Raw genomic sequence first — 20,174 nt, forward strand, 5'->3', positions numbered from 1 at the left:
ACAACGAGGAAGACGGCGACATGAATGACCTCGGCGTCATCGATCGCTTTATGCAGACCTTCATCCGGTATATCGACAGCGGGTTCGGTCTGCTTTCGGGCGACGTCGCCTTTCTCACTACCATCCTGATCGGCATTGACATCACGCTGGCGGGCCTGGTCTGGGCGTTCGGCGGCGAACCCAATATTCTCGGTCGGCTCGTCCGAAAGGTGCTCTATGTCGGCGCCTTCGCGTTCATCCTGAACAATTTCAGAAGCCTTGCCGACATTATCTACCGCTCCTTTGCCGGGCTCGGCATCAACGCTTCGTCCGGCAATCTGTCCGCCGACAGTCTCCTGCGGCCAGGCCGCATTGCCGCGGCCGGCTTCGAGGGCGCCTGGCCGCTGCTCAATCAAGCGAGCCAGCTAGTCGGCTTCCCCGAGATCTTTGGCAACGCGCTGACCATCTTCGTGCTGCTTCTCGCCTGGTTCCTGGTCCTCATCGCCTTCTTTATCCTTTCCATCCAGCTTTTCATCACCATCCTGGAGTTCAAACTCACCACATTGGCCGGCTTTGTTCTGGTGCCCTTCGCGCTCTGGAACCGCTCGGCGTTTCTGGCCGAGCGCGTGCTCGGCAATGTGATCTCGTCGGGCATTAAGGTGATGGTGCTTGCCGTCATCGTCGGCATCGGCTCCACGCTCTTCGGCGAGTTCGCTTCCGCCCTGCAAGGCAAGGAGCCGGACTTGGCCGCGGCCATGTCACAGGTACTGGGCGCGTTGGCGCTGCTTGGGCTCGGCATTTTCGGACCGGGAATTGCCTCGGGTCTTGTTTCCGGCGCGCCGCAGCTTGGCGCGGGAGCCGCACTCGGAACCACCGCGGCGGCCGCCGGATCAACGCTCGTTGCCGGAGGTGCGGCGCTTGCCGGCGCGCGCATGGCAACCGGCGGCGGTCTCGCCGCCGTTCGAGCCGGCACGGCCATGGGATCGGCTGCTTCCACAGCTTGGCAGATGAGGCGTGCAACATCGCCCGAGTCCGGCCTCTCCGGCGTAGCTGCTGGACTGCAGGGCGTTGCCGGCGCAGCTGGCGGCGCCGCGATTCGGGGAATGCGATCTGCAACAGAACCATTCCGGCGCAGCGCCGATGCCGGCCGCGATGCCGCCTGGACCGCGACGGGCGGCACGCCGACCGCATCAATGACCGGAAACCCTGCCGCGTCAGGTGCCAATGCCGCGCCGGCGTGGGCGAGGCGCTTGCGTTCCGAACAGACCGCGCGCGCCCATCGCCACGCCGCCACGCAGGCCGTCCGCGATGGCGATCGGGGTGGAAGCGGCGCCAACCCCTCTCTCAACGATAAGGAAGACTAGATGCTCTTCAAGCGACCAGTTCAACGTTACGGGAAGACGCCCCGCCCCGTCACACCATACCAGAAGGCCGCCCAACTTTGGGACGAGCGCATCGGCACTGCGCGCGTGCAGGCAAGGAACTGGCGCCTGATGGCCTTTGGCTGCCTCGCTCTGGCCACCGGGCTCTCTGGTGGACTCTTGTGGCAGTCGATGCAGGGCCGCGTTGTGCCTTATGTTGTCGAGGTCGACCGCTTCGGTGAGACACGGGCTGTCGCGCCGGCAATCCAAACCTACGAGCCCACCGATGCCCAGATCGCCTGGCATCTCGGCCGCTTCATCCAGAATGTCCGCTCTGTTTCCACCGATGCGGTGCTAGTGCGGCAGAATTGGCTGTCGGCCTACGACTTTGCCACCGACCGTGGAGCCCTCTTTCTCAACGAGTACGCTAAGGCCAACGACCCGTTCGGCAAGATCGGGACGCGCAGCGTCTCGGTGCAGGTGACGAGCGTGGTTCGAGCGTCCGACAGCTCCTATCAAGTCAAATGGACCGAGCAGGTCTTTGAGCGCGGCAGCCTCGCCAGCACAACGCGTTGGACCGGGATCCTCACCATTGTGATCCGGCCGCCGAACAATACCGATCAGCTGCGCAAAAACCCGCTCGGCGTCTTCATCAACGCAATCGACTGGTCGCGCGAGCTCGACAGTGCCGCGCAAACTTCCGTTCCCCCAAAGGAGCCCGCCAATGATAAATAGACTGTCGTCTCTCCGCACTGCGCTGATCCTGTCGGCGTCGGCTGCGGTCATTTCCGCCTGTGCCTCGAAGCCGGTGCCGCCGCCGCAGATTTCCTATGACCATGCTGACTTCAAGCCGGCCGCGATTGAGAAGGCGCCGGGGAAGCCCGTCAAAGTCGTGGAAGTGCCGAAACCGCTGCCGCTGCCCGGCCAGTTGCAGCCCGAGCCGGGCAAGGCTGCTGAAGACAAGCGCTCGCCTGAAGAACGTGTCGCCGATGCCAACAAGGCGGCGACGCAGCAACCCACCAAATATGGCTATGTGAATGCGGTGCAGGTTTACCCCTTTGCCGAAGGCGCGCTCTACCAGCTCTATGCCGCACCGGAGCGCGTCAGCGATATCGCTCTGCAGTCAGGCGAGAAACTCCAATCCGTGTCGGCCGGCGATACAGTGCGCTGGGTAATTGGCGACACCGTCAGTGGCTCCGGCGATGATCAGCGCACCCATGTGCTGGTGAAGCCCTTCGCGCCAGGACTTGCCACCAATCTGGTGATCACCACGGACCGGCGAAGCTATCACCTGCAGCTTCAAAGCACGGATAAGACCGCCATGGCAGCCATCTCCTGGACTTACAGCGAGGACCAGATCATCGCGCTACGCCGGCGCAATGCGCAGGCCGACGCCGCTATGCCAGTGGCGTCGAATGTGGCTCTCGAAAATATTCGCTTCCGCTATTCGATTACCGGCGACATGCCGCCCTGGAGGCCGACGCGCGCGTTCGATGATGGCAGCAAGGTCTACATCGAGTTCCCGCGCCGCATCGATCAGGGCGAGGCCCCACCGCTCTTCATCGTCGGTGCTGACGGGGACAACCAGCTCGTCAACTACCGCATACGGGGCAACTATTACATCGTCGATCGCCTCTTCGCCGCGGCCGAACTGCGCCTCGGCGCCAAGCAGCAGCAGGTGGTGCGCATCACGAGGACCGACGGCAGGCAAGCGCCGCGGCGGATATTGCTCTTTTCGCGTTCCAGCAGGTGAGGGACGGCCCATGACGGATACTTCCCGCTCCGATGCTTCACCGAAACTCGATCCAGAACAGCTGCAGCTGCGGGCCTCGCCTCGCCGCGCTGTGCGCTTCAAGCGCGGCATTATTGTCGCCATTGCTGCTGTTGGTTCCGGGACCGTTCTAGGCGTCACCATGATGGCGCTGCAGGGACCGGCGCTGCGCATCAAAGAGCAGGCTGAAGAGCTTTACAACACTGAGCGGAAGCCAACCGCGGAGGCAATTGAAAGGCTGCCTAAGGACTATTCCGGGATCAAGCCCAAGCCTCCGGTGCTTGGACCACCGCTGCCCGGCGACCTCGGCCGCCCCATCCTTGAGCACCAACGCCGGCTGGGCATCGCGCCGGGCCAGGAGGTTTCGGCGGAGGAGCAGCGCCTTGCACAGCAGGCGGTCGAGGCACGCGAATCGCAAGTCTTCTTCCGGATCGAAAATCGACCCCGGCAAGCGGAGATCGCCGGCAACGGGCAGGGCGGGCGTCCACCCTTTGAGGCAACGGCTCCACAATCCGATGCCGCACGCGATTTAGCTTCCGTTGCACCGGCCGAGGGCGACCAAAACAATCAACAGCGCAAGCTCGATTTTGTCAGCCAGCGGAACACAAGTGGAATCTACAATCTGCATGCACTGCAGACGCCGGCTTCGCCGTATCAGCTGATGGCCGGCAGCGTCATCGCAGCGAGCCTGATCACTGGCATCAATTCCGACTTGCCCGGCCTCGTCGTCGCACAGGTCACCGAGAATGTGCACGACACAGTCACCGGCAGCACCTTGCTCATTCCGCAAGGCTCTCGCATGATTGGCACCTATGACAGCGTTGTTGCCTTTGGACAAAGGCGCGCGCTGCTGGTCTGGCAAAGGATACTGCTGCCCGACGGCTCTTCGATCGAAATCGACAATCTGCCGGCAACAGACACCGCCGGCTATGCCGGGCTTGAGGACAAGGTGGATTTCCACACCTGGCAGCTGATCAAAGGCGTTGCGCTGGCCACGTTGGTAGGGGTCGGCACCGAGCTGAGCCTCGGGGAAGACGAAAGCGACCTAGTCAAAGCAATCCGCGAATCCGCTCAGCAGAACGTCAGTCAAGCTGGCCAGCGCATCACCGAGAAGAACCTCAATATCCAACCCACCATCACTATCCGGCCCGGTTGGCCACTGCGCGTCATCGTGCACAAGGATCTTGTGCTGCGGCCGTACCCGAATTGACTGGAGTCATCATGACCAATCTGAAACTCGGCAAACTTCCGGATCGGACACCTTCGAAGATCACCATAAGCGTAAGTGCAGACCTGAACCAAGCACTGAAGGACTATGCGGCGCTTTATCGTCAGACCTATGGCGAGTCCGAATCGGTAGCGGAACTGATCCCGTTCATGCTGGCGGAGTTCCTGGAGAGCGATCGAGCGTTTGCCAAGGCCAGAAAGGAAGGGCTCCCTGTCGTCGACAAGTCAGAGAAATCGCGGCGGCAGCCAATTTCAGGGTCCGAATAAGTGACAGCGACCAGGGAGTCCGAGGCGGCACCTTTCTAGGCGGGCAAATGCATTGAAGCAATTTGCCGGCGGCAACCGAAACACAGGGCACAATAGACGAGCTGATCTGCCCCGAACCAATGCCGGCTCTGCGCCTGAAGGCGGTCATCTGGTCGAGTTCGGGCGCGCACCAAAAGCAGACGTGGCAGTAATGGTGCAACAATGTCCTACGAGCAGAGCAAGTCACGCGACGGTCGAACAGGCTGTTCCATATTGCACGACTGCCGACCCACGCAGCGACAATGAATTCTTCCGAGGCGTGTCTTTGCTCGGAAGAATGTTCTGCCAAAGAGCCGCCCCCCAGACACCGGGAAGGAGTACCATGGAACATACGAGATAGTCCTGCGAGTCGTGACGACTCTCATTCGCGCTTGGCAAAAGCGAACGGATCAGTCTATTGCTCTCGGCAGGGGCGAGTTATGCGGCGTGTACGAATCCTTCAAATTGGCGACATCCACTATCCTGACTGGCATCCTACCTCCAGCGATATCGATGCCAAGGACAGCAAGTTCGCTCCAAAAATAACGCAGAAGCTGCGTGCTTCTTCGCTGCGTGCCGTCCTGACGAAACTTCGTCGGCTGACGACTTCGAAGCCCCTCGATTCTATTGCCTTCATGGGGGATTTCACGAGCCGTGGCGACAAGACCTTCATCGCTTCGGCATTCCAGCATTTCACGTTGCTCTGCCGCGCGCAGGGGCGCAGTTCACAGGCCCTTCCGTTGATATTCGTACCGGGAAATCACGATGTGAACCGTGATGACGCGCGTGAACTTGGACCGACTGAAAAATTCAGCGAAATGGCGGGTTTAGCCGCCCGCTTCGGTTGGCAGACCGTTCCCGTGGACCAACCCGTGCATTTCAGACTTCCGACAGGATCTGGAGGCGCGAACTTCATCCTCGTCAACACAGCGATAGGCAGTTGGGAGCTTCAGAACCTTCCCGCTTTCCTTCGTGATCGTCTCAAAGAAATCAGTCCTTTTACCGAACCCGTAGATCTCGGCTCGCCGGACACCTCGGGACATTCGCCTGCGACACCTCCCAGCGATCCAAACAAGGAAACATCGGACGATGGGTATTACGGTCAAATGGACACGCCATACATCTCGCGTGAGATGCTTGCAGGCCTACAGGAATTGCTCCAGCAGCCCGACATGCGTTTCGGCATCATGATCGGCCATCACAATCTGCTACCACAGAAGACTCCGCGCATAACGCCATACGGCGAAATGCTCAACAGCGGGTTTGTCAGAACTCAGCTGCTGCAGAGCAACAAGCCTATCGTCTACCTGCATGGACACATACATGCCGATCCGGTCGAGATCGTTAACGATCCAAGGTTTCCGGATGGCAAATTGATTTGCGTCTCAGCACCGCAGATACAGTCTGGCTTCAACGAGCTCGTCTTCTTCATGACCGATCAGGGAGAGCTCGTCGGCATCCGACTTATACCCTACCGCACCAACGTCACCGACGGGACGGTCGTGGAAGGCGAACATTGCTTTATCTCGACCATATCCAGCGGGAAGGCCTTTCTGGACAGCAAAACGTTTGACCTGCTCCGCCGGCTCCGCGACCATGCCAGGGAGCGTGGGACTGGGTTGCTCTTCTGGGACGAGATCACTGAGATTGCCGCCTCCGCCGAGCTGGGACTGGATCTAGAGGATTCCCTTCTGATGCTCCAAGCGGCGCGCGCCGTCGAGATAGACGGCCTTACGAAGGCAAATTCGGCTTGGCGCATCAAGGTAAGGGGCGAATAACGATGCAGAATCCGTTCGGCCCCAACAGGATCGAGTACGAAAGCCGCCCGATACTGTGGTTCAGTCAGAGGTCTGCCGTGATTTCCGCCGCCGCCAAGCCGGTCTTTGTAGCAGGAACGCGAGGTAGCGGCAAGACCAGCATTCTTCGCTCGCTTTCCACCGTCCATATCCTTGAAGACAAAAGCCTCGCGGACCAGGTCGGCAAGCTCGACTGGTATGGCGTCTTCTTCCAGCTCAATGAGACATTCTCGCCCCTAATCGACAACGCAGTTCTGAACCTCATTCCGGAGCAGATACGCCTCGATACTGCCGCGGTGATCCCGCGGCAGTTCGTAATTTTCTCTCACTATCTAGAGCTGAAGATAGTCGAACGCCTGCTTGAGAGCATCGGCCAGCTCAGACGCGACGGCCACTTAAAATACCGGGCCTCGGAAGACAGGGACGTCGCCCTCTCGCTGCATCGCGAAGTACTGCACTTCATACCGCAACCTGCCCGTCTCGATTTCTTCAGCATCGATCAGCTGCGGGGTGGGATAACCCGGTACGTGGACGCATGCTTCAACGCATTCTTCTTTGCCGCCGATGGCGGAGCGACAAGTTTCAGAGCGACAGATCCTGGCGCGATCATCAACAAGGTCGCGACCGCGATTAGTCCGCTTTTGGAAGGCCCATCTTTCGCCAGCGACAGGGTGCCCTTCTTCAAGATTTTGATTGATGACTGTGAAGCCCTGACACCGCTCCAGCAGCAGTTCCTGAACACCTTGGTGAGGAAGACGCGCGGCAACGTGAAATGGGTCCTCGCCTACATCGGCGGCCTCTACGACACGATCCGGACGATCATACCCGGCCAGTCGCTCTCGAATGCCGACCGCGACGTCGAAAATCTCGATTTAGTCGATCCGAGGGAGTTCGCCACTCTGTGCGAGAACGTGTCGTCGCTTCGGCTCTACTATGCGCTTCCTGACCATCTGCGGAGCGCTCTCAAACGCAACGACCCGCTCAGTGCGTTTTCGCTCAAGAACCGGCTGGGGCGGCTTTCCGTCAATGACATCATCGAGCGGGTTATCGTATCGGGCCATTCTGAGGGCAGAGAAGAGCTGGTGGCACTCGCTGCTGCAGCATATGAATTCCTCTCCGTGAATTTGAGGACGGCGGATCAGCAGCAATTCCTCCTTGATCGCAAAGCGCGGCCTTATGCCGAAGGGCTGGCGCTCGCGCTCATGAACCCGGACATCAAGCGCCGGCCTATGAGCAAGGCGGATGCTTCAAATCTGAAGAGGTCGATCGCCCGGAAACAGGGGTGGGCTTTTCTGAAAGCGTGTCGGATGCTCGGTCTCCACGAATATCCGTACGTAGGGCACCAGATCATTACATCATTGAGCGACGTCTGTATCCGCGATTTCCTCGATATAATGGGAGAGATCTTCCGCCGCAGTGTTCCGAACACCAGTGATCCAGGAAAACTGGTGGAGTTCATCAACTCGGATTTACAGATTCATCTCGAACAGCAAAGGCAGGCAGTGAACGCCGCCTCACAGCGGAAGCTTGATGGACTTCAGGCGCTTTCACACCCGTACGAAGAAGAGAGCGTGCGCATGGTGCGGGCGTTAGGCTATCTGACCGCTCGCCTCCAGACGGAGTTTGCCGAAGAAAATGCTCTCGGAACGACAGAGAGAGGCATTTTCAGGCTCGATCTAAATGAAATGCGCTCGCTAGTGAACCGACTGGAGCAACCCAGCGGGAAACTAGATGAGGTGTTGCGCAGGGCGGAAAAGGATGGGTTTATCCGAGAGGTTTCCGCCGCCGGCAACCTTGAGGTGGACCGCGCCGACCCCGCATCGAAGGAGATGATGATCAGATTGCATCGGCGATTTGCACCTTACTTCGGGTTCTCCTATCGCGGCCCTTACGAAATCAACACAATCCCTGCGGCACGGATGGTCGACCTGCTCTTTACCAGGCATCGGCTCCCAGAAGACTGGGCCGACTCTGTGTTCAAGGAACTAGTTGCGCGGCCCGCATCCAAGACCGAATTCCAGCACTCGCTTTTCGAGAGCGACTTCGAATGAGCGCCTCAACTGTCAAGTATCGGGTCTTTGGCCATCTGGCCGTCACCGAGATGACGAGAGATCCAGGTACCTGCGAAACGATTGAGGCAGATATCGCGATCGTCGCGCTTGGCTGGGAAACGCGTTTCGCCGCGTTCGGGACCCATCTTGACCTGAAGGTCGGCAAGATCGTGGTTCTGGACTTTGCTCTGAAGGAGGGGAACATCCCGGCCGTTGAAGAAAACCGACGAAAGCTCATCGCACTGGGAAACCGATGGGGGGTCGATGTGACGGTTATCACCCTCGATGCTTCCATCGAGTATCAGAAGAACATCAATCTCCTCGACCACCTGCTCACACAACTGGCCGCTTCCTGTGGCTCATACGAAGGAAGCCTGCGGAGGGTTTTCGTCGAATGCTCGACGATGCCGCGAATCTATATCCAATGGCTAATCGCGGTGGCATTCAAGAAAATATCGATTCAGTCTCTTGAGTTCGGATACGCCGAGGGCATCTACGGGAACGCGAGCGGCAAAGAGGATTTTTCCAGCGGCTTGGACCGATACGTCACCGTCCCTCACCTTCAAGGCAGCGGCGGAATGGGCGAAGAAAAAGTCCTGCTCGTGGGGATCGGAGGAGATGCCGACGTATTCTACGGATTGATCGATATCGTCAGTCCGGAGCGGATTTCCCTGCTCGTGCCCAGAAGCGAGAAGAATGCGCATATCGATGCCCTGCTCGATCAGCAGGTAGCCAAGGTGCGTGAAACCCACCGGCTCGAAGATGGCGAAGTTCGCGACATCCAGGCTTTTGGGCTGATAGCCCACCTCGATGCTTTCGAAACATATCTCGACGGGTTCGGCTCGCGTGCGGTGGTGAACGTGTTTGTCAGCGGCCCTAAGGTTCAGGCCATCGCTGCTGCCGTGCTCGCCTGCTCCGACAGCCGCGTCCAACTCAAGGCACGAATTCCCACCTCCTATGCCCATCACGAAGTCTCGGCGAATGGGCGGTACCATATCTACAAGCTGATAGACCTGACATCGCCTGCCTGCAGCCTTCCCGGGACGTTCTGACACTATCTTGATTCGAGTAGCATCGTGATCCCAGTGGCCATCCGGCCGAGTCTTCAGCGCAACGTTCGTGAGGGGCAGCAATTTGATGATTGCACCACATGGCGGACTTCCCACAATCGGCCCCGATTCTGTCAATGGGTACTAATTCCCATTGGAAGCTGGGACCTGGATCTACGTCACGTCAGGGGAAGAATGCGGACTGGTAGGATTCAGTCTAATTTGCCGACTAGCTGCCACATATACTCGGGCTCAACCGTTCAGCACAGAAATACTGGCCACTAGCCACTATGTTAAGTTCCGTCGCAGTAGCGCAACAAAATCAGTCTTTGGGTGGGTGCATGATGAGATCAAAACGGCTGAATGTGTACAAACTCGGGCTTGTTATTGAAGCACTTGTTTTTGTTGTAAGCGCGTTCGGTGCGACGTGGCTTACCAGCTTTGTGAAAGCGCCATGGTGGGCATATGTGATTGTCGCGGCCATCGCGATGGGCATGTTCGCAGCTGTGCGTTGGACCCTTTCTGAGCCGCAACGTATGGCACTTTTGGCACACAATACCCTAGCGGACAAATTAGCGGACGCAGCCGTCTCATATGGCGTGACAGATTTGTATAACATGCAGAGGCTCGCAGATCAGAACCGGCGCAATAATGACACAGCGCTCACAATAAATAATGCCCACACGATGTCGCTGGCGGCGAACTCGGGAGCGTCTTATCTGTCGATTGGATTGCAACGTCACTGGCCAGCCGTGAGACAGCGGTTGTGCGAAAGGGTTCCGTTCCGGGTTATCCTGCTGGATCCATTCTGCAAAGAACGCGCGCTGAGAAATTCCGTCAACGTTGCAGGGGAGCGAGATGACAGCAAGCTGCCGTTTGGTGACATTATCCGCGCGTGCAACGAATTCTCGAATCTGGAGGTTCGATTTGTCGATGCGGGAATGAGCTGTAGCGTTTTCATTACACAGGATGAAGCTTACTTCGATCCCTATCATCTTGCTGAGGATGGCGGCAGAATATCCAATCGCTTCATGTGCTTAAAGATGCGCAAGGGCGATGTTCCACAGGGTATCTCGAACTATGAGATGATGGGTCGCCATTTCGATGCGCTTTGGAAAGCTTCCATCCCGCTGGAGGACTGGCTGAATAAAAACAGTCATAAAAAGAAAATTGCGCTTCCAGACCTGCTTTCTCGCAAAAAACTAATTTGATAATGCGTGCAATCCTCAATTTCGAGCACCGCTGCAATTTGAAATGTAGTTGGTGTTACGTCCCCTTCGTTCGAGCCAAGCCGGATTTCGTGGTAACTAATCGGGTACTGGCCCGGCTGTATGAGCATGGGATTTCCAAGATAACGATAGGCGGAGGTGACCCCACCCTCTATCATGAGTGGCGTGACCTGGTTGCGAACGCCAAAATGGCAGGCTTGTTCGTTCACCTAGACACTAATGGTATCGGTCTTCGCCATCGCGAGAGCGACAAAGCTGCCCTGCTTTCCTATGTTGATCTGCTTGGCCTACCAATTGACGGGCCCGACTCCTCGACACATGGACTCATAAGGCAGCATCCCAAGCATTTCGAGATCGTAATTGATCGGATGAGTTGGCTCCGTGGGCTTGGTGTGGCCATCAAAATTAATACGATCGTCACGAAAATGAACTTCCACCTCCTGGAAGAAATGTCAGATTTAATACGTGCTCTCGCTCCATCAATCTGGAGCGTTTACGAATACTGGCCGATTTCTGTTGGAGGAGCCAACAGAGAACAATGGGACGAGCCGAGTGGGAGTTTGGCCACTGCTATCGCTGGCCTGCCTAGATATGTCGGAAAAACCCGTATCGAAAAGAACCTCCGACATGCGCGACGGCTCACTTATCCGATCGTCGCACACGACGGTGAAGTCTATATCCATTCCGCTTCGGATATCGACCAGCTACAGCCGCTAGGCTCTATCTTCGAATGTGGTGTGCTGGAGAGAGCCTTCGCATCATGTACAGAAGAAAGGGCGGAAGCTCAAAGTAGATACACGCCATAGCTCGCGGCTTCCGGCGCGAGATCGACATTGGGTCGCAATGTGGACACACGCTTACCTTCCCACTAGCGCGACCCTAAACGCGACCAACACCAGATCTGCTGGCGTTTCGTCCTAAACACGGCAGTGTTCCGGAAATCCACTGGAGCTTGTTGAACGGCCGCCGTGGGTCGGAAGCCGTCTTGAAAACCAGCCCGCTCTTAACGGCAGCTATTCGATATTCGGCGTTCAGAAGCGGATCGTCTTGAAATCGGCCCCCGGATTTGCCGCGTATGGAGCCGAACGAATGGCAAGTTTCAGGCTGCGGCGGAAGCCTTCCTGACGGCCGCAATGGGGTCGGCTGCAGAACGGCACCTATCGGCGCAGCGGCACTCAAGAACTGACAGTCCGCTTTCGGCCCCCTTTTGACATTCAGTCAGACGGTGCCCGCAATGCGCCGACGACAATTCTTTCTCTGAGATGCCTCAGTTGGCCCCACTTTGCGTTCTGTTAGAGCTTCGTCGAAGAACATTCGAACATTCCTACCGCTAACCCAAAGGTTATCGTGGAATTTTGCTAGCCACTTTCTTTGATAAGTGGCTTGGCTTCAATCGCTCCTTGAGGATAGATGCTTTGCTTCAACTTTAGTTGGCGACCATCACTATCGCGCGTTTGCTCCAGAGACGAACGCCTATCGACAAGCTTCTGCCTCTGGTCAGTAGTCATAGGAGGGCTATTTGCCCGCAAACGATCGAAATTTTCGCGCAGCGCAGCAATCTCTTGATCGAGCGGCTCAATCCGAGTGTCGAACTTGGTGATAATTTTCGTGCGGGGGTTGGCAAGTTTAGCCACTTCCGATTCTAGCCTGCGTGCCGAGTCGCTGTCGCCTGAATCGCGCGCCATCTTGATACGTTCAACAAAGCTGTCGCGTTGGCGCTCAAACTGATCGACAGCGTCTTTAAGTTCGCGATCACGCTGTTGAATCAGCGCCGATCGAACAGCATTTTTCTCATCCACTTGATCGCGAACACGCGAGGCCTCTGGAGTAAGGGCTGTCGTTCCCTCCAATTCCGCATTGGCCTCGGCAATTTGCGACTGAGAGGTCGCACGCGATTTTTCTGCAAGAGAGGTCAGCTGCTCAATTTCGGAACGGGCTTGATCGACCTGATCGGCTCTTCGACCAAGTTCGTCAGCAGAGGCGAGCTTTGTCGCTTCCTGCTCAAGGGCATCAATCTTGTTTACGAGCTCCTCATAACGCAGCTGACGCAATGCGCCTGCCCTCTCCATCCCCATAAAGACAGTTTCGAAGGTGATGCCTGCAAGAACCAGGAGGAAGACCAAGATTATGGGCTTCCAGAGCCAAGACGCGCTGAAAAGCAGTGTAGCTATCGGTATCTTGGTGAGCTCCGCGATTGCGACCATGAGAAAGGGTGCACTGGCGAGCGTCAAATCCATTGCAGTGACAGACTCGCTTGCAGAAAACGCTTGTACGCCTAATGCTACACCTGTCGTAAGACCAATCGCTGCGGCCGCAATCTCTAGGGCCCAGGCACCACGGTAGGTCCACTGGCCATAGCTTGCCAGCTTTTGACTCATCACAGTCTGCATTTTACTCGCCCCCAGACAGGGCAACATCACGCCTTGATCGCCTGCCAGCATACACTTAACGGTTTTGAAAGTCTTAGTTAAGGCGTCTTCTCTCTATTGTCGCAATAACTTTTTCTGCCCTTCAGATATAGAATACCTCGTCAAAAAATGGGGTTAGCAGACCGCGTCGTCCATGCATGGTCTTCGTTGGATCGGTGTAAGCGGAAAGCCGAACAGGCCGTAGCGCTTACTCCGTTACATTTCAGCTAGCAGAGTGTTTCGCATGGGATCCCATCCTTGTCGCGATCGAGTTTTCCGCCCCATGAGCAGTTTTGCAGGTACCAGTTGGCTTGGTCGCAGGAACCGATCTGCTTGCACGTTCTCCGCGGCTCGCAAGAATAGCCGCTCTGCGCGACCAGCTTACGGCTGATGATGCCCAGCGGGCGACTCGACGGCGCCGCGGCGTCGGCGTGCGCAGCGCGCCATTTCCAGGGTGCCTGAAACGTCCCGGCCCACAGGCCGATCTTTGAGGCTTGGGCTTGCGCCTGCTGCCCCGCATAGGCGCCCTGGCTGTAGTGAGGCCAATCCAGCGCCTGGCCGTGCTTGACCATCCAGGCGGCCACGCCCGCGCCGTCGGCGCGCCGACAATCGCCGACAAAGCGGTGGTAGCGATCCCACGTCACGAATGTGCATTCGAGCGGCCTCGACGCGGCCAGGAAAGTGTCCAGCGCTTCGGCCGATCGCCGGCCGCAAGGATACTCGGCGCCATTCGCATCGCGGCACAGCTGTCGGCTCTCTGGCGCGTCGATGCCGTTGAAACGGACGCGCTGGCCGTGGATTTCGATCGTATCGCCGTCAATAACGGAAGCGACACCGGTAAGCGAGGCGGGCGCCGCCCTTCGTGGGCTGGCCTTTGATGCATCGTCGCTACGTTGCGCGCCCGACGGCGCCAGGAAGGCGGCCACTGCCGCCGCTGCCGTAAGACCGAGCATTGCCGGCACGCTCGCAAGTTGGCGACGCCACAGCTTGGCACCGGTGGGTCTCTGCCACCGATTGAATCGATATTTGCGGTATGGCCTGCTCATCCGCTACGCCGACCAGCCCGGCCATGCGCTGTCGACCATGGGCAGGCCGGCGCAATAGTAATCGTCAACGAACCGCCCGGTGGACCGGTCGCGGCAGCGCCAGATAACGCTGTAGTTCTGGCCATAGAATTGGTCCCACGCGACGCCATAGATTTGTGGTGGCGGTGGCCGGTAATATGTTCCGCCTCCATAGCCGTTGTTGGCAGCGACACCCACAGCTGCGCCGCCGACAGCCGCGACCGCTATGCCTGTCGCGACAGCATTGTCGGTTTGCACAAGCCTGGTGCACTTCTCTGCTGTTGCGCGCCTGCGCACTAGAAGGGCCGATACCCGACTACGATACTGTTCGTCCGTGCTGCTGGCGAGAACGTGACACAGCGCAACGGTATTCATTGCCGTGAGATCGCTGTCCGACACGACAGCGCCCGTAGAGCAGCCGCTGACGCACAGGGCTGCACTTGCGATGAGTGCTCCAATTTTCATGTGAATTCCCCCAAACAAATATTGGGGCGAGTCCGACCTAGAATCCAGAGTTTGTTTTTCACTTTGCTATGATTCACAGCATGATGCGGCTAGCTTGCATCCACTGCAACCAACCCTTCCGCCGGTCGTTGACTGATGCTGGGTTGATCTCAGCCACTCCAGAACTTGCCCGCTGGCTCAAAACCAGCGGGCTTTTTTCCGCGAGGCCGGAAGGCTCTATCTGGCCGCATGTTGTGGTACATCGGCACGCCGTCATCGGGCCGTGCCGTTGACTAAGGTGGTCCCTGCGCCATGGTCGGCCGGCGCAGCCTTGACCGTCCGCGCGGGCCATCCCAGTCAAGCCCGCGGCTGGTTTCGGTCGGCGGGCTTTTCTTTGATCCCCGGCGCCGTCGGCTTGGATCTAGATCCTCGCCAGTGCCGGATTTGAAGGTAAGCTGCGGCGGTATGATCGCACTTCGCGCGGGACGGACCATTGGTGTGCAGCAAGAGCGCCGAGTTCGTTCGGCCAAGATTCTGCACTAGGCCGAGGTAGGTGAAGGCAGATCCGGTAATCGCTGAGATATTGGAGATAATGTTCCGCCATGGAGGTGTGTACCAGTGTTATAAGTTTCCAAACTTCATGTACGAACGCCGTGGACGAGCTGCTGTGTGCGCTTGCCGTAAATCGCTTCCGCGAGTTCACAGTCAGAGGTTGGCTAGGACCCTAACGCGAGAGCTTCAACGGCCACCTTCGCGATGAACTCCTCAACGAGACGCGGTTCACGTCCCTGGCCCAGGCCCGCGCGAGGCTCAATGTATGGCGCGCCGATTACAACGGCGCGCGTCCGCACTCGCACATCGGATCAGGGCAAATCCACCCCCGGAAACGAACTCACGACTGGATAAAATTTGGGGGAAACGTCAGGGCGGCCATAACTTTGCAGTCTTCAGACGCGAGGCGGCGTACAACAGCGCTGCCCACCATGCTTGTGGCCCGCGACCCACACGGCTTTTCCCTTCAGATCGTACATTATGCTTCCTTCATTATTACCGATGTCTGCATGACCTTGAGGTCTTCCCGCACCATTTCCGCGGCGAGCTCGCGCACGGATGTCTCATGCACCCAGCCGAGCTTCTCCTTCGCCTTGGTGGCATCGCCCAGGAGAAGATCGACTTCCGTGGGGCGGAAGTAGCGTGGGTCTACCTGGACTAGGCATCTGCCGGTCTCGACATCATAGCCCTTTTCGTCGACTCCCTCACCACGCCATTCAAGCTCGACGCCGACATCTTCGAAAACCCATTCGACGAATTGGCGGACAGGGGTCGTCTTGCCCGTCGCCAGCACGTAATCATCCGGTTGATCCTGCTGCATCATCATCCACATACCACGCACGTACTCACGCGCATGGCCCCAATCGCGTTGAGCATCGAGATTGCCGAGATAAAGCTTGTCCTGCTTGCCGAGGTAGATAGCAGCGGCGGCGCGGGTGATCTTGCGCGTCACAAAAGTTTCGCCGCGCAGTGGGCTTTCATGATTAAAGAGAATGCCGTTGGAAGCGTGGATACCATAGCCCTCGCGATAGTTGACCACGATCCAGTAGGCGTAGAGCTTGGCGGCGGCGTAAGGGCTGCGCGGATAAAAGGGCGTTGTTTCGTTCTGCGGTACGGATTGCACGAGGCCGTAGAGCTCTGAAGTCGAGGCCTGATAGAAGCGGGTCTTGTCCTTCAGACCGAGGAGGCGGATCGCCTCAAGAAGTCGCAATGTTCCGATACCGTCGGCGTTTGCTGTGTATTCCGGCGTTTCGAACGACACCTGGACATGGCTCTGAGCGGCCAAGTTGTAAATCTCGTCTGGCTGGGATTCCTGAACTACTCGGATGAGATTGGTCGCATCAGTGAGGTCACCGTAATGCAAAATTAGGCGCGGATCGGGATCGTGCGGGTCTTGGTAGATGTCTTCGATGCGACCCGTGTTGAAGGAAGAGGAACGTCGCTTAATCCCATGAACGATGTAGCCTTTTTCCAGCAGAAGACGGGTAAGATAGGCACCATCCTGTCCCGTTATGCCCGTAACCAGAGCAACTTTCCTGTTCTCGCCCATTTTCTTCCTGCTCTATTATAGTTGAAGTTTCGAATCTGGCTCGCCACACCGCCAGCAAGCTGCGGCCCGCCCCATACCCTATGGTAGGATTTCGACAGATGCGGCGCGGAGCTCGTCATTGACAGTGTCAGCCAGCGAGCACACCTGCTCCTGCTTCGAGGCATAGCAAACAGAGTCTCGCCGCTAACCTGCCTAAGTCGCACATGCGGCCTGAGTGCCGAACTCAGCTCACGGGGTGAGCGACATAGATTCCAATCATGTCGCACCCGATTTGCTCATCAATCAGCGAGTGAGGACGCACGTCCGTTCTCAAGCACGCACGTCGGTTGCATAGCCGCTCCGCTTCTTCCACGAAGTGGGTGGCCAGTAGAATCGTCTTGCCCTGCGCCAACAGGGCACGTAGCCGTTCCCAGATAAAATGGCGGGCATGTGGGTCCAAGCCGACAACTCCACCTTACCGCTCGTTTGCGCTACCCAAGTAATCTTAATCATTGCCTGCCTCAGCGTCTTCTAATGGAAATTGTTTTGATCAGTGAAATCGATTGTTTGGATGAGGTGCATCCACAAAATGGATTGTTTGGGCAGCGCGGCCCCATCGGTGGCACAAAGTCGTGGGTGCGAGGTTTCGCTCCGCGCGAAGACAAAGTTCGTGTCAGTCGGCGGCTGCACATCTGAGACGGCGGCGAAAAGCGCGGTTAGGGCATTACGTATTGACCTCCATGGAATTTCGGGCGCGCTAGCCCGAAAACGGTGGCTGGACTTCAACGATGGGCGGGACGAGGCGACCATCAAACTGTGTTTCATACTGTAGGCGATCGCAGTGCGGCGAATTTGAACGGCCGCCTTTGCCAGCCCTCGCCATCGCATCCTGCTACAGGTGCCGAAGATCTTCTCCATCCGACTACAAATTCTGTGGATCGGTTGGTTCCAGGCGTCGAGCTTTCGGCCTCGTCGCGCCCCCACATAGCGGTTGCGACGACGCGCGGCCTTCCACCCTTGGCGCGCACCGCGTCGCCGAGATGATTGCCTCGGTAGGCGCTGTCGGCAAACACTTCGCCGGGATTGTCGGGCAGAGCATCAGGAACGGCGTTGCCGTCCTCGGTGTGGGCGCCGTGACGGCGATCTCCTCGACAAGGGCCGTATCGGCGTAGGCGCCGAAATGGGCTTTGAAGCAATGAAACGCTGGTCGGCCCTTGTGCTTGACCCAATGGCCCTCTTCATCGTCTTCGCTGGCCGAGGCGATGATCGCCGCATCGACAGGCGTGCCGATCTTCACCTGGATCGCTGAACTGGCGGGTGATCTCGGCGAACAACTGGGTCATGAACCTCAAGGGCCTGTCGAAAACGGACGAGAGCGGGTTCGCACAGGTGTCGGTTCCGACACCGAGAACCCGCAGAACCGTCGGAACGATCCTCCACATGGCTGCAGACGCCAAAATTCCTCTCTCGGTCGTCGTCGCACAGCATCGCGTGCCAGTCGCTCAGTCCAGCCGGCTCGAAAGCTATCCGGCAGGAGTTGCGCCATGTTGGCGCACTTGAAAGCGTCAGAGGGCGCCGTGTCGCATCTTTCGATGGGACCGGACGCCATGATGGCCATAAATGACGTGGATGGCCTGCGCCTGACATTCGACGGCTGGCAGGTCCTGCACATCCGTCCTTCAGGAAACGCCCGCAAATGACATGTTACGTTGAGGCAGTTAAGAATTGGACTTGAAAAAGGGACTTTGTGGACTGCCTCGACCGGCTGTTTCGCTTAGCAAAGCGCGGCCCCACGTCAGCAGAGGCTCATCGTCAAGGAACGCTTAGTATCCATCACATGGATGGGCCACATCCACGCAATCAATTTTACACATGTCGCCGGGCGCATTAGAGAACGCTGAATTTAAACCGGAAGCGAGTGCACCCGGCGTCAAGATTTGCGAGCGTCACAGAGATAAGGATAGGCAGTGCTGAGGGAGCTCTTCTGCCCCACGCGCAGCCTCTACCAAATCGCCCGGCGTAACGGTCGACTAGTATCGATTAAGAGATCCCAAGCCAGATGCAACCTCGTCTCTGAAACGAGATTTCCGAAAATGCAGGTCAGTGGATTGGTAAAGCGCAGGTTCGTCGTCTCTCAGAGGCGTACGGGGTTCGGTGATTGTCTGTGGTCGCTGGCGGCCGCTTGGCGCTACGCTCAGCGGTCGGGACGAACGCTAGCCGTCGACTGGCGCGGGTCCTGCTATCTCGACCAACCCTTCACAAATGCCTTTCCGGTGTTCTTCCAACCGATCAATGACATCGCTGGCGTACCGGCTATTTGCGACGACCGGATCAACGACTTTTCCTTCCCGGGTCCATTCTTCCCGGAGTGGTGGAATAGGCCAGCGATCGACTGCCTTTACCGCCCAGATGAGCAGATTTTCCAAGAGCGCGACGAGTTGGGCGAGCTCTTTCAGGCCGAACACGATGTCGAAGCGAACACAGTAGTGTGTGACGCTTGCTTGATGTGGCGCTGCGATGAGGATGCCGAGCGGCAGGTCTTCCAGAGTGTCAAGCCTCGGTCTGAAATTCAAACACGCATAGATGCCATTTACCAAGAATGTTTTGAGGGGCACAGCATCATCGGGGTTCATGTTCGACATGGTAACGGTGAAGACATCATGGACCATGCGCCCTACTGGGCCGATCCGGAGTTCGCCGTTCGACAAGTGTGCACTGCGGTTGATAAGGCTAAAGCGTTGCCGCACCCCAAGCCTGTGCGGCTGTTCTTGTGCACGGACAGCGCGCAAATCCTGGATCATCTGTCGGCCAAGTTTCCCGATCTTCTCACCGTCCCCAAGCATTTCCGATCCGATCAAGACGGCCCCTTACACACTGCAGCACTTGGGATGGACGGCGCAATTTCCGCCCTCGTTGAGATGTATCTTCTCGGGCGCTGCGATACTGTAGTTCGGTTTCCTCCGACGAGCGCCTTTACACGATATGCACGCCTTTTCGTACCGCGGGTAATTGAGTTCGATCTGAAGGACCCAAGTCGTTTGATTTTGATAGAAGGCAGCCAAAGAATCTCTCATCTTGATTAAGACCGCTACCTGGGCAATTCGGCAAATGGAACGAACAGGCATAGAGACATCGACCGCAATCCACGAGAGGCGGGCCATGGCATACGCTAAATGTCCCGCAGCTGCTCAGCTTGATCCGCAGGCTTGAGGATCCGGACACACTGCAGCAGTTCTTGGCTCCATTCGGGACTGTTGCCGACGTCGATGAAACCAACGGCCTTAGGGCACGAATACAGAATGACGAGATCATTCATCTGCGGCCGTCCGGCAACGCGCCAGAACTTCGCTGTTACTCGGAGCGCCGCAAGACCATCCTAGAGCGACGGCGGTCGTGACGCTGACGCTAAGGGCGCGGGCAATGACGTCCA

At 57.7% G+C, this 20,174-nt stretch carries 17 protein-coding genes and 1 pseudogene; 14 read left to right on the forward strand and 4 right to left on the reverse strand.

Annotation, left to right across the window (positions count from 1 at the left end; all coding sequences use genetic code 11):
• The first annotated feature begins 20 nt into the window (after positions 1-20).
• From trbL to NKI24_RS19495, 10 genes are all read left to right on the forward strand, one after another.
• Positions 21-1,343, forward strand: a complete 1,323-nt coding sequence (gene trbL, locus NKI24_RS19450) for a P-type conjugative transfer protein TrbL (protein ID WP_352720253.1) — start codon at positions 21-23, stop codon at positions 1,341-1,343.
• The gene (trbF, locus tag NKI24_RS19455) at positions 1,344-2,075 is read left to right on the forward strand and encodes a conjugal transfer protein TrbF (protein WP_352747485.1); all 732 of its coding nucleotides are present in this window, start codon (positions 1,344-1,346) and stop codon (positions 2,073-2,075) included.
• The gene (trbG, locus tag NKI24_RS19460; RefSeq protein WP_352528987.1) at positions 2,065-3,093 is read left to right on the forward strand and encodes a P-type conjugative transfer protein TrbG; all 1,029 of its coding nucleotides are present in this window, start codon (positions 2,065-2,067) and stop codon (positions 3,091-3,093) included. The genes trbF and trbG overlap by 11 nt, the downstream gene beginning before the upstream one ends.
• Before the next feature lie 10 nt (positions 3,094-3,103).
• Positions 3,104-4,321 (forward strand): TraB/TrbI/VirB10 family type IV secretion system protein, encoded by a 1,218-nt coding sequence (locus NKI24_RS19465; protein WP_352747573.1) that lies wholly within the window; start codon positions 3,104-3,106, stop codon positions 4,319-4,321.
• Between the two features lie 11 nt (positions 4,322-4,332).
• A complete protein-coding gene (locus NKI24_RS19470; RefSeq protein ID WP_023718715.1) occupies positions 4,333-4,605 on the forward strand; it encodes a DUF2274 domain-containing protein in 273 nt (90 codons plus the stop codon).
• A gap of 458 nt (positions 4,606-5,063) precedes the next feature.
• Positions 5,064-6,401 carry a metallophosphoesterase family protein gene (locus NKI24_RS19475; RefSeq protein ID WP_352747488.1) on the forward strand — a complete coding sequence of 446 codons (1,338 nt, stop codon included), beginning with the start codon at positions 5,064-5,066 and terminating at the stop codon, positions 6,399-6,401.
• 2 nt (positions 6,402-6,403) lie between these two features.
• A complete protein-coding gene (locus NKI24_RS19480) occupies positions 6,404-8,470 on the forward strand; it encodes an ORC-CDC6 family AAA ATPase (RefSeq protein WP_352747491.1) in 2,067 nt (688 codons plus the stop codon).
• Positions 8,467-9,522: a hypothetical protein gene (locus NKI24_RS19485; protein ID WP_352747494.1), complete on the forward strand. Its 1,056-nt coding sequence runs from the start codon at positions 8,467-8,469 to the stop codon at positions 9,520-9,522. Before NKI24_RS19480 ends, NKI24_RS19485 begins: the two co-directional genes overlap by 4 nt.
• 338 nt (positions 9,523-9,860) lie before the next feature.
• A complete protein-coding gene (locus NKI24_RS19490; protein WP_352747497.1) occupies positions 9,861-10,730 on the forward strand; it encodes a hypothetical protein in 870 nt (289 codons plus the stop codon).
• A gap of 2 nt (positions 10,731-10,732) precedes the next feature.
• Positions 10,733-11,554, forward strand: coding sequence for a radical SAM protein (locus NKI24_RS19495; RefSeq protein ID WP_352747500.1), 822 nt, complete (start codon positions 10,733-10,735; stop codon positions 11,552-11,554).
• Between the two features lie 552 nt (positions 11,555-12,106).
• On the opposite strand, the gene NKI24_RS19500 is transcribed toward NKI24_RS19495, so the two are convergent.
• The 3 genes from NKI24_RS19500 to NKI24_RS19510 form a co-directional block, all read right to left on the reverse strand.
• Positions 12,107-13,138, reverse strand: a complete 1,032-nt coding sequence (locus NKI24_RS19500; protein ID WP_352747502.1) for a hypothetical protein — start codon at positions 13,136-13,138, stop codon at positions 12,107-12,109.
• A 245-nt stretch (positions 13,139-13,383) separates the two neighbouring features.
• Positions 13,384-14,202, reverse strand: coding sequence for a thermonuclease family protein (locus NKI24_RS19505; protein ID WP_352747505.1), 819 nt, complete (start codon positions 14,200-14,202; stop codon positions 13,384-13,386).
• A 3-nt stretch (positions 14,203-14,205) separates the two neighbouring features.
• Complete coding sequence (locus NKI24_RS19510; RefSeq protein WP_352747507.1) at positions 14,206-14,685, reverse strand: hypothetical protein; 480 nt, start codon at positions 14,683-14,685, stop codon at positions 14,206-14,208.
• Positions 14,686-15,395: 710 nt separating this feature from the next.
• On the opposite strand from NKI24_RS19510, the pseudogene NKI24_RS19515 reads away from it, so the two are divergent.
• Positions 15,396-15,527: pseudogene (locus NKI24_RS19515) on the forward strand (integrase core domain-containing protein); the annotation flags it as partial.
• Between the two features lie 167 nt (positions 15,528-15,694).
• On the opposite strand, the gene gmd reads toward NKI24_RS19515, so the two are convergent.
• Positions 15,695-16,765: a GDP-mannose 4,6-dehydratase gene (gene gmd, locus NKI24_RS19520; RefSeq protein WP_352622551.1), complete on the reverse strand. Its 1,071-nt coding sequence runs from the start codon at positions 16,763-16,765 to the stop codon at positions 15,695-15,697.
• A gap of 1,199 nt (positions 16,766-17,964) precedes the next feature.
• Between gmd and NKI24_RS19530 the strand changes: the two genes are divergently transcribed.
• From NKI24_RS19530 to NKI24_RS19540, 3 genes are all read left to right on the forward strand, one after another.
• Positions 17,965-18,444, forward strand: coding sequence for a hypothetical protein (locus NKI24_RS19530; protein ID WP_352747511.1), 480 nt, complete (start codon positions 17,965-17,967; stop codon positions 18,442-18,444).
• Positions 18,445-18,837: 393 nt separating this feature from the next.
• The gene (locus tag NKI24_RS19535; protein WP_352530898.1) at positions 18,838-19,827 is read left to right on the forward strand and encodes a nodulation protein NodZ; all 990 of its coding nucleotides are present in this window, start codon (positions 18,838-18,840) and stop codon (positions 19,825-19,827) included.
• A 152-nt stretch (positions 19,828-19,979) separates the two neighbouring features.
• Positions 19,980-20,141: a hypothetical protein gene (locus tag NKI24_RS19540; RefSeq protein ID WP_352479197.1), complete on the forward strand. Its 162-nt coding sequence runs from the start codon at positions 19,980-19,982 to the stop codon at positions 20,139-20,141.
• Positions 20,142-20,174 lie beyond the last annotated feature (33 nt).

This window comes from Mesorhizobium sp. M0701, from assembly GCF_040320365.1.
Lineage (GTDB): Bacteria > Pseudomonadota > Alphaproteobacteria > Rhizobiales > Rhizobiaceae > Mesorhizobium.